Origin of the sequence: Pseudomonas sp. UYEF17 (assembly GCF_040546125.1) — a bacterium.
Taxonomy (GTDB): Bacteria; Pseudomonadota; Gammaproteobacteria; order Pseudomonadales; family Pseudomonadaceae; genus Aquipseudomonas; species Aquipseudomonas putida_Z.
In genome coordinates this window covers 376,266-391,629 of sequence record NZ_JBEPNE010000004.1, presented here as the reverse complement: position 1 = coordinate 391,629, position 15,364 = coordinate 376,266, and the positions used below count along the sequence as shown (strand labels likewise).

The following is a 15,364-nucleotide window of genomic DNA, read 5'->3' as shown; positions in this document are numbered from 1 at the left end:
AATGGCCAAATCCTTGTTGATCATCAGCCGCCAGGCGCCGTGGAACGGCCCATCGGCCCGTGAAGCACTGGACATCGCCCTGGCTGGCGGCGCGTTCGATCTGCCGCTGGGCATGCTGTTCCTCGATGACGGCGTGTTCCAGCTCGCTGCGGACCAGCAGCCCACCGCTGTGCAACAGAAGAATCTGGCCGCCAACTTGCAGGCGCTGCCAATGTTCGGCGTCGAGGAACTGTTCGCCTGCAGCCACAGCCTCACTCGCCGCGGCCTGCCAGCCGACACTCTGACGCTGCCGGTGCAAGTGCTGGACGACGCGGCCCTGACCGCGCTGATCGCCCGTTTCGACCAGGTGGTAACGCTCTGATGACGACCCTGCATGTAATTGCCCACTCCCCGTTTGGCGACGAGCGCCTGGCCAGCTGCCTGCGCCTGCTCGGCACCGACGACGCCCTGCTGCTGTGCGGCGATGCTGTATATGCCCTGCGCAGCGGCAGCGAACCGCACCGCCAGCTGCAAGCCGCCGGCCTGGCCCAGCGCCTGTTCGCCCTGGAAGAAGACGTGCAGGCCCGCGCGGTCGGCAACGAGCTGGCCAAGGCCGTGGACTACGCCGGGTTCGTCGAACTGTCGCTGCATTACGACAAGGTCAACAGCTGGCTATGAATACCCTCAACGTTGGCGATCAGGCGATCGCCCTGGACAAGGACGGCTTCCTGGTCGACCTGCAAGACTGGTCGCATGCCGCTGCCGAGGCTTTGGCCGCGCGCGAGGGCATCCCGTTGACGGCGGACCACTGGGAAATCCTCGAACTGCTGCGCCAGTTCTATCAGGAGTTCCAGCTGTCCCCGGCCACGCGCCCGCTGATCAAGTACACGGCCCTCAAACTGGGCCCGGAAAAGGGCAACAGCCCGCACCTCAACCACCTGTTCAACGGCACTCCCGCCAAACTGGCCGCCAAGCTGGCGGGCCTGCCCAAGCCGACCAACTGCATATGACAGAACCTCGCCCGCTTACACTGGAAACCCCCGCCGAACACCCGTTCGCCGAGTTCGTGCGCATTCTTGGCAAAGGCAAGCGCGGCGCGCGTGGCCTGACCCGTGAAGAAGCCCGCACTGCCATGACCCTGCTGCTGGAAGGCAAGGTCGAAGATGCCCAGCTCGGTGCCTTTCTCATGCTGCTGCGGCACAAGGAAGAGAGCGCCGAAGAACTGGCCGGCTTCACCGAGGCCCTGCGCGCCCACTTGCAGGCGCCACGCATCGCCGTTGACCTGGACTGGCCCACCTACGCCGGCAAGAAGCGCCACCTGCCCTGGTACCTGCTAGCTGCCAAATGCCTGGCCAACAATGGCGTGCGCATCCTGATGCACGGTGGCGGTGCACATACCGCCGGGCGCATGTACACCGAGCAGTTGCTGTCCTTGCTGGAAATCCCGCTATGCCGTGACTGGGCTGCGGTCAACCGGGCCCTGGACCAGCAGCGCCTGGCCTTCTTCCCGCTGCAGGACTGGGCGCCGCAGTTGCAGCGCATGATCGATCTGCGCAACACCCTGGGCCTGCGTTCGCCCATCCACTCGCTGGCCCGGGTGCTCAACCCGTTAGCTGCGCGTTGTGGCCTGCAGAGCATCTTCCACCCCGGTTACCAGGCGGTGCACCGCGAGGCCAGCCGCCTGCTGGGCGACCATGCCGTGGTAATCAAGGGCGATGGCGGCGAGATCGAGGTTAACCCCGATGTCATCAGCCATCTGTACGGCACCACCGCCGGCGAAGCCTGGGACGAGGAATGGCCAGCGCTGAGCGAACGCCGCCACGTGAAGCCGCCAAGCCTGCAGCCCGAGCAATTGCTGGCGGTCTGGCGCGGCGAGGCCGAGGACAGCTACGGTGAAATGGCCGTGGTCGCGACCATCGCCCTGGCCTTGCGCGGCCTGGGCCAAGACCGTGAGCAGGCTTTCGCCACGGCACGTGGTTACTGGGGCGCACGCAACCAATCGAATAACTAGATAGTAAGAGTGCAGTCTTTGCGCTAGTTATTCGAACGTTTTCCCCTAGACTGGGCTCCAACGACAAACAACTTTGTTCCGAGGAGCTCACCATGGGCCTTTTGATCGATGGCCGCTGGCATGACCAGTGGTATGAAAACGGCAAGGACGGCACGTTCAAACGCGAAAACGCCCAACGCCGCAATCAGCTGCCCGCTCCCGAAGCTGGCCGTTACCACCTGTACGTCTCGCTAGCCTGCCCATGGGCGCACCGCACCCTGATCTTCCGTGCCCTCAAGGGCCTGGAGCCGTTGATCGACGTGTCGGTGGTCAGCTGGCTGATGCAGGACCATGGCTGGACTTTCGACCAGCAGCAAGGTTCCAGCGGCGACCACCTCGACGCGCTGCAGTACCTGCACCAGCGCTACACACAGGATGACCCGCACTACACTGGCCGCGTGACTGTACCGGTGCTCTGGGACAAGAAAGAGAAACGCATCGTCAACAACGAGTCGTCGGAGATCATCCGCATCTTCAACAGCGCGTTCAACGAACTGACCGGCAATACACTGGACCTGTACCCAGAGCCGCTGCGCCCGACCATCGAGGCGCTGAACGAGCGCATCTACCCGGCGGTGAACAACGGCGTGTATCGCGCAGGCTTTGCCACTACGCAGGAAGCCTACGAGGCTGCGTTTGACGAAGTGTTCAACGAACTGGACTACCTGGAAGACTTGCTGAGCCACAACCGCTACCTGGCCGGGGAATACCTGACCGAGGCCGATGTGCGCCTGTTCACCACCCTTGTGCGCTTCGATGCGGTGTACCACGGGCATTTCAAGTGCAACCTGCGCCGCCTGAGCGATTATCACAACCTGTCGAACTGGCTGCGTGAGCTGTACCAGTGGCCGGGGGTGGCGGGTACAGTGGACATGGAGCATATCCAGAAGCACTACTACATGAGCCACAAGACCATCAACCCGAACGGGATCGTACCCAAGGGGCCGCTGCAGGACTTCAACCTGCCGCATGATCGGGAGCGGTTGCCAGGCAAGGGGATTTGGCAGGCTTGAGATTGCAGGGGCTGCTTTGCAGCCCCAACGATTTCAGCTGTTCTGCGAACCTTCGAACCAGGCCAGCTTGTCACGCAACTGCACCACTTCCCCGACAATCACCAGGGTTGGCGCATGCACTTCATGCTGGGCCACCAGGTCCGGCAAGTCCGCCAAGGTGCCGGTGAACACCCGCTGATTACGCGTAGTCCCCTGCTGCACCAGCGCCGCCGGGGTACTGGCCGCGCGGCCATGGCGAATCAGCTCGGCGCAGATGGTCGGCAAGCCCACCAAGCCCATGTAGAACACCAGGGTCTGTGCCGGCGCCACCAGGTCATGCCAAGGCAGGTTGCTGGTGCCATCCTTCAGGTGCCCGGTCACGAAACGTACTGACTGGGCATAGTCGCGGTGAGTCAGCGGAATTCCACCATAGGCGGAACACCCACTGGCCGCGGTAATGCCCGGCACCACCTGGAACGGGATGCCATGCTCGGCCAGTTCCTCGATCTCTTCGCCGCCCCGGCCGAAGATGAACGGGTCGCCGCCCTTCAGGCGCAGCACACGCTTGCCCTGCCGGGCCAGGTCGACCAGCAGGCGGTTGATCTGGTCCTGAGGCACGGCATGGTCGGCGCGACGCTTGCCCACGTAGATACGCTCGGCATCGCGGCGGCACATATCGATGATCGCCGGTGCCACCAGGCGGTCGTACAGCACCACATCCGCCTGCTGCATCAGGCGCAAGGCACGGAAGGTCAGCAAGTCCGGATCGCCCGGGCCCGCCCCCACCAGGTACACCTCACCGCCCTGCTGCACCGGCGCACCGTCGACCATCGCCTGCAACAGGCGCTCGGCCTCGGCGCCCTGCCCGGCCAGCTGGCGCTCGGCAATCGGCCCCTGAAACACGGTTTCCCAGAAGCCACGGCGCTGGTTGACATCCGGGTACAAGGCCTTGACCTTGTCGCGGAAGCGCGCGGCCAAGCCGGCCAGCTCGCCATAGGCGGACGGGATCCAGGCCTCCAGCTTGGCGCGAATCAAACGCGCCAGTACCGGGGCATCACCGCCACTGGACACCGCGACCACCAACGGCGAACGGTCGACGATCGCCGGGAAGATCACCGTGCACAGGGCCGGCGCATCCACCACGTTGACCGGCAGGCTGAGGGCCTGCGCATCCGCCGACACCTGGGCATTGAGCCCGGGGTCGTCGGTGGCCGCGATTACCAGCCGGCAACCGACCAGGTCGGCTGCCTGATAGCCGCGCACCAGCACCTCGCCGCCACCTTCCCGGGCCAGTGCGGCCAACTGGCCGTCGACATCCGGTGCCACCACGCGCAGCGCGGCGCCGGCATCGGCCAGCAGGCGCGCCTTGCGCAAGGCGATCTCACCGCCGCCAACGACCAGCACGCGGCCGCCCTGCAGCTTGTGGAACAGCGGCAGGTAATCCATTTAGCGGATAACCTCGACGCCGCCCATGTAAGGCTTCAGCACTTCCGGCACACGGATCGAACCGTCGGCCTGCTGGTAGTTTTCCAGCACGGCAACCAGGGTACGGCCTACGGCCAGGCCGGAGCCGTTGAGGGTGTGCACCAGCTCTGGCTTGCCGGTTTCCGGGTTGCGCCAGCGGGCCTGCATGCGGCGCGCCTGGAAGTCACCGCAGTTGGAGCACGAGCTGATTTCGCGGTACTTGTCCTGGCTTGGTACCCACACTTCCAGGTCGTAGGTCTTCACCGCACCAAAGCCCATGTCGCCGGTGCACAGGGCCAGCACGCGGTACGGCAGCTCCAGCAGCTGCAGCACGCGCTCGGCGTTGGCAGTCAGGCCTTCCAGGGCTTCCATCGACTTGGACGGCTCGACCACCTGCACCATCTCGACCTTGTCGAACTGGTGCTGGCGGATCATGCCGCGGGTGTCACGGCCGGAAGCACCGGCTTCGCTGCGGAAGCACGGGGTGTGGGCAACCAGCTTCAGTGGCAGCTGCTTGGCGTCGAGGATTTCACCGGCCACCAGGTTGGTCAGCGACACTTCAGCGGTCGGGATCAGGTAGAAGTCGGCCTCGCCTTCGCGGCTGATCTTGAACAGGTCTTCCTCGAACTTCGGCAGCTGGCCGGTGCCCTGCAGGGCCGGGGCCTGGACCAGGTACGGGGTGTAGTGCTCCTCGTAGCCGTGCTCGCCGGTGTGCAGGTTGATCATGAACTGCGCCAGGGCGCGGTGCAGGCGGGCGATCGGGCCGCGCAGCACGGCAAAGCGTGCGCCAGACAGCTTGGCGGCGGCTTCGAAGTCCAGGCCACCGCTGACTTCGCCAAGGGCGACGTGGTCCTTGATTTCGAAGTCGAAAGCCTTCGGCGTGCCCCAACGGCGCACTTCGACGTTGTCGTCTTCGCTGGCACCGACCGGTACGCTGGCGTCCGGCAGGTTGGGAATGGTCAGCAGGATGCCATCCAGTTCGGCCTGGATGCCGTCCAGTTCGGTCTTGCCGGCAGCCAGTTCGATGGCCATGCGCTCGACGTCGGCCATCAGCGGCGCAATGTCTTCGCCCTTGGCCTTGGCCTGGCCGATAGACTTGGAACGGGCGTTACGCTCGGCCTGCAGCTGCTCGGTGCGGGTCTGCACAGCCTTGCGGCGCTCTTCCAGTGATTCGATGCGCGCGACATCCAGGCTGAAGCCACGGGAGGCCAGGCGATCCGCCACTTCCTGAAGTTGGCCGCGTAACAGTTTGGAATCGAGCATATCGTTCTCTCGTTATGTGTAGGTGTTGGTTCAGAATCGGGTCAGGGACAGGCCGGCCCAGGTCGCGAGCAGCCCGCCCACCACGCTGATACCGGTATAGCCCAGAGCCAGCGGCACTTGCCCGCTTTCCAGCAGGCGTACGGTATCCAGCGAAAAGGAGGAAAAAGTCGTCAGGCCACCGAGGAAGCCGACGATCAGCCCGGCGCGCAGCTCGACCGGCACGATCGGCTTGTGCAGGAACAGGCCATAGAGCAGGCCGATCAGCAGGCAGCCAATCAGGTTGACCGCCAGCGTACCGAGATAGAAGTGCCGTGGCCAGTGGGCAGCCACCCAGTTGGTGGTAGCAAAGCGCAACAAGGTACCGGCAATACCGCCAGCGCTGACGGCGGCAATCAGTGCAATCACGGTTTTCTCCGCTGGCGGGGGCTGTTGCGGTCAAGGTCGGCCAAGTGGCGCAGCTTCTCGCCAATCTTCAGTTCCAGGCCACGAGGCACCGGCTGGTAGTACTGGCGCGGCTCGAGCTCCTCGGGGAAGTAGTCTTCGCCGGCGGCATAGGCGTCGGGTTCATCGTGGGCATAGCGGTACTCGTCGCCATAGCCCAGTTGCTTCATCAGCTTGGTCGGGGCGTTGCGCAGGTGCAGCGGCACTTCCAGCGAACCGTGCTCGGCGGCCTCGCGCAGGGCGGTCTTGAAGCCCATGTATACCGCGTTGCTCTTCGGTGCGCAGGCGAGGTAGGTGATGGCCTGGGCCACCGCCAGTTCGCCCTCGGGGCTGCCCAGGCGCTCTTGCACATCCCAGGCCGCCAGGCACAGGCTGAGCGCGCGCGGGTCGGCGTTGCCGATGTCCTCGCTGGCCATGCGCACCACGCGGCGGGCGATGTACAGCGGGTCGCAGCCGCCATCGAGCATGCGCGCGAACCAGTACAGGGCGCCATCGGGGTTGGAGCCGCGCACCGACTTGTGCAGCGCGGAAATCTGGTCGTAGAACGCCTCGCCCCCCTTGTCGAAGCGGCGGCGGCTGTCGCCGAGCAGGCTCTGCAGCATCTCGACGTCGATCTCGCTGCCATCTTCAGCCAGGTCCGAGGCGTTTTCCAGGAAGTTGAGCATGCGCCGGCCATCACCATCGGCGGCGGCCATCAGCATCTTGAAGGCGTCGTCACCAACCCGCAGGTTGCGCTTGCCCAGGCCGCGTTCTTCAGTCAGCGCGCGGTTGACCAGCTTGCGCAGCGCCGCCTCGTCCAGGCTCTTGAGCACATACACCCGCGCCCGCGACAGCAATGCGTTGTTCAGCTCGAACGACGGGTTTTCGGTGGTGGCGCCAATGAACAGCAGGGTGCCGTCTTCCACATAGGGCAGGAAGGCATCCTGCTGCGACTTGTTGAAGCGGTGCACTTCGTCGACGAACAGGATGGTACGGCGGCCGTACTGGCCAGCCTGCTGCTTGGCCACCTCGACCGCCTGGCGAATTTCCTTCACCCCGGCCAGTACCGCCGACACCGTTTCGAAGTGCGCGTCGCAGAACTGCGCCAGCAGCCGCGCGAGGGTGGTCTTGCCCACCCCTGGCGGCCCCCAGAAGATCATCGAGTGCAGCGCACCCTGCTCCAGCGCCTCGCGCAGCGGTTTGCCGCGCGCCAGCAGGTGCTCCTGGCCGACGTACTCGTCCAGGTTGGACGGGCGCAGGCGAGCGGCCAGGGGCTGGGCGACGGGTTCGCTTCGAAACAGGTCCATGGCGAGCTCTGGTTACTCCTTGATGACGTCCGCGCCTTTGGGGATGTCGAACTTGAACTTGCTGTCCGGCACCGCCTGGTTGGCTTTCACGCCATTGAACAGGATGTTGGTGCGCTGGCCGACGCTGTCGATCAGCTGCATGTCGTTGATCAGGCCCTTGCGGAACGACACGCGCAGCGAGTCGAACAGGGTGTCCTTGGTCTTCGGCTTGAGGGTGAAGTCCATCACTTCGCCCTGCTCCTTCGAGCTGATGTCGAAGCTCTGGCTGATCTTCGACACGTCACCGGACAGCAGCAGCGCCGGGGTCTGGTTCAGGCGCTGGTCGAGCTTCTTGATGGTCGCCTGCTCCAGGTCCGGGTCCCACAGGGTGACGTTCTTGCCGTCAGATACCACCACCTGCTCCTGCGGCGCATCGGTGTGCCAGTAGAACAGGCCCGGGCGCTTGACGGTCATCTTGCCGGAGGTTTCCTGCAGGCTGGTGCCGCCGGCGTCCAGGGTCAGCTGGGAAAAGTTGGCCTCGATGGTCTGCGACTTTTCCAGCAATTGGGTCAGGCGTTGTACGTCTTGCTCACCGGCAAAAGCCGATACGGTGGCCGACACAGAAGCCGCGGCCAGGGCAGAAACCAACAGCATGCGAATCGCGCGCATGGGAGTCCTCATCGAGCATTGAAAAGGCCGGGCGCCACCGTTGGCGCCCGGCAAGGTGTTCGTCAGTCGCGCGGGCCGCCCGGGGCTATCACTTCCCGCGAGCCGTTGCTGTTCATGGGGGTGACCACGCCGGCCATTTCCATGGCTTCGATCATGCGGGCGGCGCGGTTGTAGCCGATCTTCAGTTTGCGCTGCACGGCCGAGATGGACGCGCGGCGGCTTTCCAGCACGAACTGCACGGCCTCATCATACAGGGCGTCGCTTTCCGAATCTTCGCCATCGCCACCACCGCCGCCGCCTTCGAAGCCGCTGCCGGCCTCCTCGACGCCGTTGAGGATGTCGTCGTTGTAGTCCGGGGCGCCGCGCAGCTTCCACGCTTCCACCACGCGGTGCACCTCGTCGTCGGAGACGAACGCGCCGTGCACACGAATCGGCAGGCTGGTGCCCGGCGGCATGTACAGCATGTCACCGTGGCCCAGCAGCTGTTCGGCACCACCCTGGTCGATGATGGTCCGCGAGTCGATCTTGCTCGACACCTGGAACGCCATGCGGGTCGGGATGTTGGCCTTGATCAGGCCGGTAATCACATCCACCGATGGGCGCTGGGTAGCGAGGATCAGGTGGATACCGGCCGCACGTGCCTTCTGGGCGATACGGGCGATCAGCTCTTCGACCTTCTTGCCGACGATCATCATCATGTCGGCGAATTCGTCGACCACCACCACGATGGTCGGCAGGGTTTTCAGCGCAGGCGGCTCGTCGTCCATGCTCTCGCGGCGGTACAGCGGGTCATGGATGATCTCGCCGGCGTCCTGGGCGTCCTTGATCTTGCGGTTGAAGCCGGCCAGGTTACGCACGCCCATGGCCGCCATCAGCTTGTAGCGCCGCTCCATCTCGGCCACGCTCCAGCGCAGGGCGTTGGCGGCATCCTTCATGTCGGTGACCACCGGGCACAGCAGGTGCGGGATGCCCTCGTAGATCGACAGTTCGAGCATTTTCGGGTCGATCATGATCAGCCGCGCGTCTTCCGGGCTGGACTTGAACAGGATCGACAGGATCATCGCGTTCACACCCACCGACTTACCGGAACCGGTGGTACCGGCCACTAGCAGGTGCGGCATCTTGGCCAGGTCGGTGATCACCGGCTTGCCGCCGATGTCGTGGCCCAGGGCCAGGGTGACCGGCGACTTCTGCTCGTCGTACTGCGGCGTGGCCAGCACTTCGGAGAAACGCACCATCTGCCGGTTCTCGTTGGGGATCTCGATACCCACGGTGGTCTTGCCGGGGATGACCTCGACCACACGCACACTGGTCACTGCCAGCGAACGCGCCAGGTCCTTGGCCAGGTTGGCGATACGGCTGACTTTCACACCGGCGGCCGGCTGGATTTCGTAACGGGTAATCACCGGGCCCGGGTGGATCGAGTCCACCGCCACTTCCACGCCGAATTCCTTGAGTTTGATTTCCAGCAACTGGCCGACACCGGCCAGGGATTCCGGCGAGTACTCGATCTTCTTCTGTTCGGCCGGGTCGAGGATGGAGATCGACGGCAAGGTGCCTTCCACCGCGCTGTCGACGAACAGCGGCGCCTGCTTCTCCTTCATCACCCGCTTGCTCGGCTCCGGCGCCCTGGCGGGTGTCGGCGGCACGATCATCGGGGCCGCGGCAGGTTGTTCGCGGGAGATTACCGGCTCACGTGGTGCCGGCGACTCGCGTGGCACCACAGGCTCGCGCGACAGGGTTGGCTCACGTGGCTCGACCGGCTGGGCAGGTGCTTCTTCACGCTTGAAGATGCGCTCGCGCAGCGCCGGCTTGGCCGGTTCGCGCTTGTCGGCGGCCATTGGCGCGGCCTTGACCACCGGTTCATCCTCGCGCAGCTGCGCCTCCAGGCGCTTGCGCTCGTTGCGCGCTTCCCACCAACGGTTGGCGGCGCCCTGCACCAGCTCGAACAGGTCGAGGGTGATCTTGCCGGTCAGGTCCATCACCTTGAACCACGACAGGTCGGTGAACACGGTCAGGCCGAACAGGAACAGAGCAATGAACATCAGCGTGCTGCCCTGCACGTTCAGCAGGTTGCGCGCTAGGTCGCCCAGGCTCTCGCCCAGTGCGCCACCGGCGGAGAACGGCATGCTCGCAGGCGGGTGGAAATGGATATGCGCCAGCGCCGCACCAGACAGCACCAGGAACACCAGGCCGATCAGCCGCCAGGAGAACAGCCAGCCGCTCCAGTCCCAGGGCTGGTGGCGTTCGCGGAAGATCTGCCAGGTCTTTATCGCCAGCAGCAGCGGGAAGATGTAGGCGAAGTACCCCAGCACCATGAACAGGATGTCGGCGAAGTAGGCACCGGCACGCCCGGCGGCGTTCTGCACCTGGTCGATGTTGCTGGTGTGGCTGAAGCCCGGGTCCGACGTATCGTAGGTCAGCAGCGCCATCCACAGGTACAGGCACAGGGCGCCGACAGCGATCAACGCACCTTCCTTGAGGCGATAATGCAGCTGCTGCCGCCACAGGGGGACGGGCAAGGGAGCTGGAGTTGCGGTGGATTTCTTCAAAACGCGTCTATTCCTGCGCGTGCTGCGCGTCCAATAGTGATCGGCCGACGGTGCGGCCAATGAACCACTACTTTTAACATTACTGCCCGCCAGCCGCCATGGCGGCACGCCAGATGGGGGTATGGCCGGGGGCGACTTTCATATAGCTGCAATTTGAGCATGCATTTTCTTTTGTGACAAAGGCTTATGCTGTGTTTTTGCACAGGTGTGACAGCAAATGTAGCGGATGGTGCCTGCTGTTCCATGAATGTGTAGGAAATTGCCTAAATTACCGAGGCAACCTTGCTCCTTGTAGGAGCAGCCTTGTGCTGCGAAGAGGCCACCAAGGCCGTCACACCGGCTGTGGCACTAATGGCCTCTTCGCAGCGCAAGGCTGCTCCTACAAGGTGCCCCTCTGGCTTTGGGGGCCAAAGAGATTGACCCTGCTTTTCACCCGCGCCATGCTGCCCTCTCCCCTCCCCCACCGCACGATAGACCATGCTCACCTGGCTGACCCGCGACTCGCTGACCTTCCCGCCACTGGAAAAGGCCCTGCACGACCCCAACGGCCTGCTCGCTGCCGGCGGCGACCTGAGCCCCGAGCGCCTGGTGCAGGCCTATCGCCATGGCTGCTTCCCGTGGTACCAGGACGGCCAGCCGATCCTCTGGTGGTCGCCCGACCCGCGCACGGTGCTGCTCCCGGACCAGCTGCACGTGTCGCGCTCGCTGGCCAAGCTGATGCGCCAGGGTCGTTACCAGGTCAGCTTCGACACCGACTTCCCGGCGGTGATCGCCGCCTGCGCCGCGCCACGCGACTACGCCGACGGTACCTGGATCACCGACACCATGCGCGCCGCCTACTGCGAGCTTCACCGGCGCGGTATCGCCCATTCGGTGGAGGTGCGCCAGGATGGCGAGCTGGTCGGCGGCCTGTACGGCCTGGCCATGGGCCAGCTGTTCTTCGGCGAATCGATGTTCAGCCGCGCCGACAACGCCTCCAAGGTCGGCTTCGTGACCCTGGTCAACCACCTGCGCCAGGCCGGCTTCGTCCTCATCGACTGCCAGATGCCGACCAACCACCTGCACAGCCTGGGCGCCCACGCCATCAGCCGCGCCGAGTTCGCCGGCTACCTGGCACGCCACCTCGACCAGCCCAACAGCGCCACATGGCTTCCCTAGGCGAGTTCCCATAGCTGGCTTACACTTAAAGCAAAGTCTCACCGAGGGGGTTGATCATGACAGAGTTGGCGCGGTTGAAGTTCTATGCCACTCAGCCCCACTCCTGCAGCTACCTGCCCGACGAACAGGCAACCACACTGTTCCTCGACCCCAGCCAGCCGATGGACGTGCACGTGTACGCCGATTTGTCGGAAATGGGCTTCCGCCGCAGTGGCGACCACCTGTACCGCCCGCATTGCCAGAACTGCAATGCCTGCGTGCCGGCACGCATCCCGGCGGCACGCTTCATCCCCAACCGCCAGCAACGGCGCATCCTCAAGCGCAACGCCGACCTGACCGTGACCGCCGCACGCCCGGCGTTCAAGGAAGAGTACTTCGAGCTGTACCGGCGCTATATCGAAACGCGCCACGCCGACGGTGACATGTACCCGCCCAGCCGCGACCAGTTCTCCACCTTCCTGGTGCGCGACCTGCCGTTCTGCTGGTTCTACGAGTTCCGCCTGGAAGGCCGCCTGATGGCGGTAGCGGTATGCGACCTGCTGCCCAACGGCCTGTCAGCGGTGTACACCTTCTACGAGCCGGACGAAGAACGCCGCAGCCTGGGCCGCTTCGCCATCCTCTGGCAGATCACCGAAGCCCTGCGCCAGGACCTGGAGGCGGTTTACCTGGGTTACTGGATCAAGAACTGCAAGAAAATGAACTACAAGACGCAGTATCGGCCTATCGAACTGTTGATAAATCAGCGCTGGGTCACCCTCAACTGAAAGGCATTGGCTTGACACACAGTTTTCGGGCATAATCCACGCCACTTTTTTGCCCGGTGCGGTTATGCGTCGGGCCAACACTGGATCCGAGGGCTCTACTGCATGTCGAAAGAAGACAGCTTCGAAATGGAAGGTACTGTCGTCGACACCCTGCCCAACACCATGTTCCGCGTGGAGTTGGAAAACGGGCACGTCGTAACCGCGCACATCTCCGGAAAGATGCGCAAGAACTACATCCGTATTCTCACTGGCGACAAGGTCCGCGTCGAACTGACGCCCTACGACCTGAGCAAGGGCCGCATCACCTACCGTGCGCGCTAAGCTCAAGCCATGAAAAAGCCCGGCCATGTGCCGGGCTTTTTTGTGCCTTCAGGATTGCAGGGGCTGCTTTGCAGCCCATTCGCAGCACAAGGCTGCTCCTACAAGGGCAACGCGCATTCCCTGTAGGAGCAGCCTTGTGCTGCGAATGGGCCGCAACGCGGCCCCCGCTATCACGCAACCTCAGCCGTGGTCTCGAAGTCGAACACCAACTCGCCATCGCGCAGGTCGACGTGCACCACGCCACCATGCTCGGCCAGTTCGCCAAACAGGATCTCCTCGGCCAGCGGCCGCTTGATCTTGTCCTGGATCAGCCGCGCCATCGGCCGCGCACCCATCTGCACGTCGTAGCCCGAGGCCGCCAGCCAGCCGCGTGCATCATCGCTGACTTCCAGCAACACTCGTTTGTCTTCCAGCTGCGCCTGCAGTTCGATAAGGAACTTGTCGACGATGCTCTTGATCGTCTCGTGGCTCAGGCGGCCAAACTGGATGATGGTGTCCAGGCGGTTGCGGAACTCCGGCGTGAAGCTCTTGCGGATGACTTCCATGGCATCGGACGCATGGTCCTGATGAGTAAAGCCGATCGAGGCCCGCGCGGCGGTTTCTGCGCCAGCGTTGGTGGTCATGATCAGGATCACGTTGCGGAAGTCGGCCTTGCGCCCGTTGTTGTCGGTCAGGGTGCCGTGGTCCATCACCTGCAGCAGCAGGTTGAAGACTTCCGGGTGGGCCTTCTCGATTTCGTCGAGCAGCAATACGCAGTGCGGTTGCTTGGTGATCGCCTCGGTCAGCAAACCACCCTGGTCGAAGCCAACATAGCCAGGAGGCGCACCGATCAGGCGCGACACGGTGTGGCGCTCCATGTACTCGGACATGTCGAAGCGCACCAGCTCCACGCCCAGCGCCTTGGCCAGCTGCCGTGCTGCTTCGGTCTTGCCGACGCCGGTCGGGCCGGCGAACAGGAACGAACCGACAGGCTTGTCCGGCGACTTGAGGCCGGCGCGGGACAGCTTGATGGCGGTGGCCAGCGAATCGATCGCCTGGTCCTGACCAAATACGGTCAACTTCAGGTCACGCTCGAGGTTGCGCAGCAGTTCCTTGTCGGAACTGGTGACGTGCTTCGGCGGAATCCGCGCGATCTTGGCGACGATGTCTTCGACCTGCGGCACGTCGATGCGCTTGACGCGGTTGGCCTCCGGCTGCAGGCGCTGGTAGGCACCGGCTTCGTCGATCACGTCGATGGCCTTGTCCGGCATGTGCCGGTCATTGATATAGCGCGAGGCCAGCTCAGCGGCGGCGCGCAAGGCTTCGTCGCTGTACTCGATGTTGTGGTGGCTTTCGAAACGCCCTTTCAGGCCACGCAGGATGCCAACGGTGTCTTCGACCGATGGCTCGCTGACATCGACCTTCTGGAAGCGCCGCGCCAGGGCACGGTCCTTCTCGAAGATGCCGCGGAATTCCTGGAACGTGGTCGAACCGATGCAACGGATCTCACCGGACGACAGCAACGGCTTGAGCAGGTTGGACGCATCCATCACCCCGCCCGACGCCGCACCGGCACCAATGATGGTGTGGATTTCGTCGATGAACAGGATCGCCTGCGGGCGCTTGCGCAGCTCGCCGAGCAGCGCCTTGAAGCGCTTCTCGAAATCGCCACGGTATTTGGTACCCGCCAGCAGTGCGCCGAGGTCGAGGGAATACACCACGCTCTGCGCCAGCAAATCGGGCACCTGGCCATCGACGATACGCTTGGCCAGGCCTTCGGCGATGGCGGTCTTGCCTACGCCTGCCTCACCCACCAGCAGCGGGTTGTTCTTGCGCCGACGGGCAAGGATTTGCGCCACGCGCTCAACTTCCTGCTCGCGGCCTACCAGCGGGTCGATACGGCCGGCACGGGCCAGTTCGTTCAGGTTGCTGGCATAGGCATCCAGCGGGTTGCTCGAAGAGGCGGTATCGCCGCCCTCTTCATCCTGCATTTCCTGGTCGTTTTCGGAATGCGGACCATGGCCCGGCACCTTGGAGATGCCATGGGCGATGTAGTTGACCACGTCGATGCGGGCCACGCTCTGCTGCTTGAGCAGGAACACGGCCTGGCTTTCCTGTTCGCTGAAGATCGCCACCAGCACGTTGGCGCCAGTGACTTCACGCTTGCCGGAGCTTTGCACGTGGAACACGGCACGCTGCAGTACACGCTGGAAGCCCAGGGTCGGCTGGGTTTCGCGATCTTCATCGTTGACCGGGATCAGGGGTGTGGTGGAATCGATGAACTCTTGCAGGTCGTGCTTGAGTTTGTCGAGATTGGCGCCACAGGCGCGCAGAACGGTCGCGGCAGCCTCATTGTCAAGGAGTGCCAGCAGCAGATGTTCGACGGTCATGAACTCATGACGCTTCGAACGAGCCTCCTTGAAGGCAAGATTGAGGGTGACTTCGAGCTCGCGGTTTAACATAGCTT

General features: G+C 64.0%; 15 protein-coding genes. 8 read left to right on the top strand and 7 right to left on the bottom strand.

Annotated features, from left to right (window positions below; genetic code table 11):
- Position 1 precedes the first annotated feature (1 nt).
- The 5 genes from tusC (at position 2) to ABIB24_RS09295 (ending at position 3,042) form a co-directional block, all read left to right on the top strand.
- The gene (tusC, locus tag ABIB24_RS09315) at positions 2-361 is read left to right on the top strand and encodes a sulfurtransferase complex subunit TusC (RefSeq protein ID WP_354316357.1); all 360 of its coding nucleotides are present in this window, start codon (positions 2-4) and stop codon (positions 359-361) included.
- On the top strand, positions 361-657 hold the full coding sequence (gene tusB / locus ABIB24_RS09310) for a sulfurtransferase complex subunit TusB (RefSeq protein ID WP_046614859.1): 297 nt from the start codon (positions 361-363) through the stop codon (positions 655-657). The genes tusC and tusB overlap by 1 nt, the downstream gene beginning before the upstream one ends.
- Entirely contained in the window at positions 654-989 is a 336-nt protein-coding gene (locus ABIB24_RS09305; protein WP_354316356.1) for a TusE/DsrC/DsvC family sulfur relay protein, read from the top strand. The genes tusB and ABIB24_RS09305 overlap by 4 nt, the downstream gene beginning before the upstream one ends.
- Positions 986-1,990 (top strand): glycosyl transferase family protein, encoded by a 1,005-nt coding sequence (locus ABIB24_RS09300; RefSeq protein ID WP_238066586.1) that lies wholly within the window; start codon positions 986-988, stop codon positions 1,988-1,990. Before ABIB24_RS09305 ends, ABIB24_RS09300 begins: the two co-directional genes overlap by 4 nt.
- A 92-nt stretch (positions 1,991-2,082) precedes the next feature.
- Positions 2,083-3,042 (top strand): glutathione S-transferase family protein, encoded by a 960-nt coding sequence (locus ABIB24_RS09295; RefSeq protein WP_354316354.1) that lies wholly within the window; start codon positions 2,083-2,085, stop codon positions 3,040-3,042.
- 33 nt (positions 3,043-3,075) lie between these two features.
- On the opposite strand, the gene cysG is transcribed toward ABIB24_RS09295, so the two are convergent.
- The 6 genes from cysG to ABIB24_RS09265 all read right to left on the bottom strand — a co-directional run bounded on the left by cysG (position 3,076) and on the right by ABIB24_RS09265 (position 10,735).
- Positions 3,076-4,467 (bottom strand): siroheme synthase CysG, encoded by a 1,392-nt coding sequence (gene cysG / locus ABIB24_RS09290; protein ID WP_354316353.1) that lies wholly within the window; start codon positions 4,465-4,467, stop codon positions 3,076-3,078.
- Positions 4,468-5,748 (bottom strand): serine--tRNA ligase, encoded by a 1,281-nt coding sequence (serS, locus tag ABIB24_RS09285; RefSeq protein ID WP_354316352.1) that lies wholly within the window; start codon positions 5,746-5,748, stop codon positions 4,468-4,470.
- A gap of 30 nt (positions 5,749-5,778) precedes the next feature.
- Complete coding sequence (gene crcB, locus ABIB24_RS09280) at positions 5,779-6,153, bottom strand: fluoride efflux transporter CrcB (protein ID WP_075045642.1); 375 nt, start codon at positions 6,151-6,153, stop codon at positions 5,779-5,781.
- Positions 6,150-7,475 (bottom strand): replication-associated recombination protein A, encoded by a 1,326-nt coding sequence (locus tag ABIB24_RS09275; protein WP_013973284.1) that lies wholly within the window; start codon positions 7,473-7,475, stop codon positions 6,150-6,152. The genes crcB and ABIB24_RS09275 overlap by 4 nt, the downstream gene beginning before the upstream one ends.
- 12 nt (positions 7,476-7,487) lie before the next feature.
- Entirely contained in the window at positions 7,488-8,123 is a 636-nt protein-coding gene (lolA, locus tag ABIB24_RS09270) for an outer membrane lipoprotein periplasmic chaperone LolA (protein WP_003258873.1), read from the bottom strand.
- Between the two features lie 62 nt (positions 8,124-8,185).
- Positions 8,186-10,735, bottom strand: a complete 2,550-nt coding sequence (locus ABIB24_RS09265) for a DNA translocase FtsK (protein WP_402831064.1) — start codon at positions 10,733-10,735, stop codon at positions 8,186-8,188.
- Between the two features lie 417 nt (positions 10,736-11,152).
- On the opposite strand from ABIB24_RS09265, the gene aat reads away from it, so the two are divergent.
- The 3 genes from aat to infA all read left to right on the top strand — a co-directional run bounded on the left by aat (position 11,153) and on the right by infA (position 12,918).
- Positions 11,153-11,833, top strand: a complete 681-nt coding sequence (gene aat, locus ABIB24_RS09260; protein WP_075045644.1) for a leucyl/phenylalanyl-tRNA--protein transferase — start codon at positions 11,153-11,155, stop codon at positions 11,831-11,833.
- A gap of 56 nt (positions 11,834-11,889) precedes the next feature.
- Positions 11,890-12,597 carry an arginyltransferase gene (locus tag ABIB24_RS09255; protein ID WP_013973288.1) on the top strand — a complete coding sequence of 236 codons (708 nt, stop codon included), beginning with the start codon at positions 11,890-11,892 and terminating at the stop codon, positions 12,595-12,597.
- A gap of 102 nt (positions 12,598-12,699) precedes the next feature.
- The gene (gene infA / locus ABIB24_RS09250; RefSeq protein ID WP_002553999.1) at positions 12,700-12,918 is read left to right on the top strand and encodes a translation initiation factor IF-1; all 219 of its coding nucleotides are present in this window, start codon (positions 12,700-12,702) and stop codon (positions 12,916-12,918) included.
- Positions 12,919-13,088: 170 nt separating this feature from the next.
- Here infA and clpA read toward each other — a convergent pair whose 3' ends face one another.
- Positions 13,089-15,359, bottom strand: a complete 2,271-nt coding sequence (gene clpA / locus ABIB24_RS09245) for an ATP-dependent Clp protease ATP-binding subunit ClpA (RefSeq protein WP_025339774.1) — start codon at positions 15,357-15,359, stop codon at positions 13,089-13,091.
- Between the last annotated feature and the right edge of the window lie 5 nt (positions 15,360-15,364).

Bases quoted from the DNA above. Each gene is read 5' to 3' on its own strand.
- tusC (WP_354316357.1), top strand. From the start codon at position 2: ATGGCCAAATCCTTGTTGATCATCAGCCGCCAGGCGCCGTGGAACGGC.
- tusB (WP_046614859.1), top strand. From the start codon at position 361: ATGACGACCCTGCATGTAATTGCCCACTCCCCGTTTGGCGACGAGCGC.
- ABIB24_RS09305 (WP_354316356.1), top strand. From the start codon at position 654: ATGAATACCCTCAACGTTGGCGATCAGGCGATCGCCCTGGACAAGGAC.
- ABIB24_RS09300 (WP_238066586.1), top strand. From the start codon at position 986: ATGACAGAACCTCGCCCGCTTACACTGGAAACCCCCGCCGAACACCCG.
- ABIB24_RS09295 (WP_354316354.1), top strand. From the start codon at position 2,083: ATGGGCCTTTTGATCGATGGCCGCTGGCATGACCAGTGGTATGAAAAC.
- cysG (WP_354316353.1), bottom strand. From the start codon at position 4,467: ATGGATTACCTGCCGCTGTTCCACAAGCTGCAGGGCGGCCGCGTGCTG.
- serS (WP_354316352.1), bottom strand. From the start codon at position 5,748: ATGCTCGATTCCAAACTGTTACGCGGCCAACTTCAGGAAGTGGCGGAT.
- ABIB24_RS09275 (WP_013973284.1), bottom strand. From the start codon at position 7,475: ATGGACCTGTTTCGAAGCGAACCCGTCGCCCAGCCCCTGGCCGCTCGC.
- lolA (WP_003258873.1), bottom strand. From the start codon at position 8,123: ATGCGCGCGATTCGCATGCTGTTGGTTTCTGCCCTGGCCGCGGCTTCT.
- aat (WP_075045644.1), top strand. From the start codon at position 11,153: ATGCTCACCTGGCTGACCCGCGACTCGCTGACCTTCCCGCCACTGGAA.
- ABIB24_RS09255 (WP_013973288.1), top strand. From the start codon at position 11,890: ATGACAGAGTTGGCGCGGTTGAAGTTCTATGCCACTCAGCCCCACTCC.
- infA (WP_002553999.1), top strand. From the start codon at position 12,700: ATGTCGAAAGAAGACAGCTTCGAAATGGAAGGTACTGTCGTCGACACC.
- clpA (WP_025339774.1), bottom strand. From the start codon at position 15,359: ATGTTAAACCGCGAGCTCGAAGTCACCCTCAATCTTGCCTTCAAGGAG.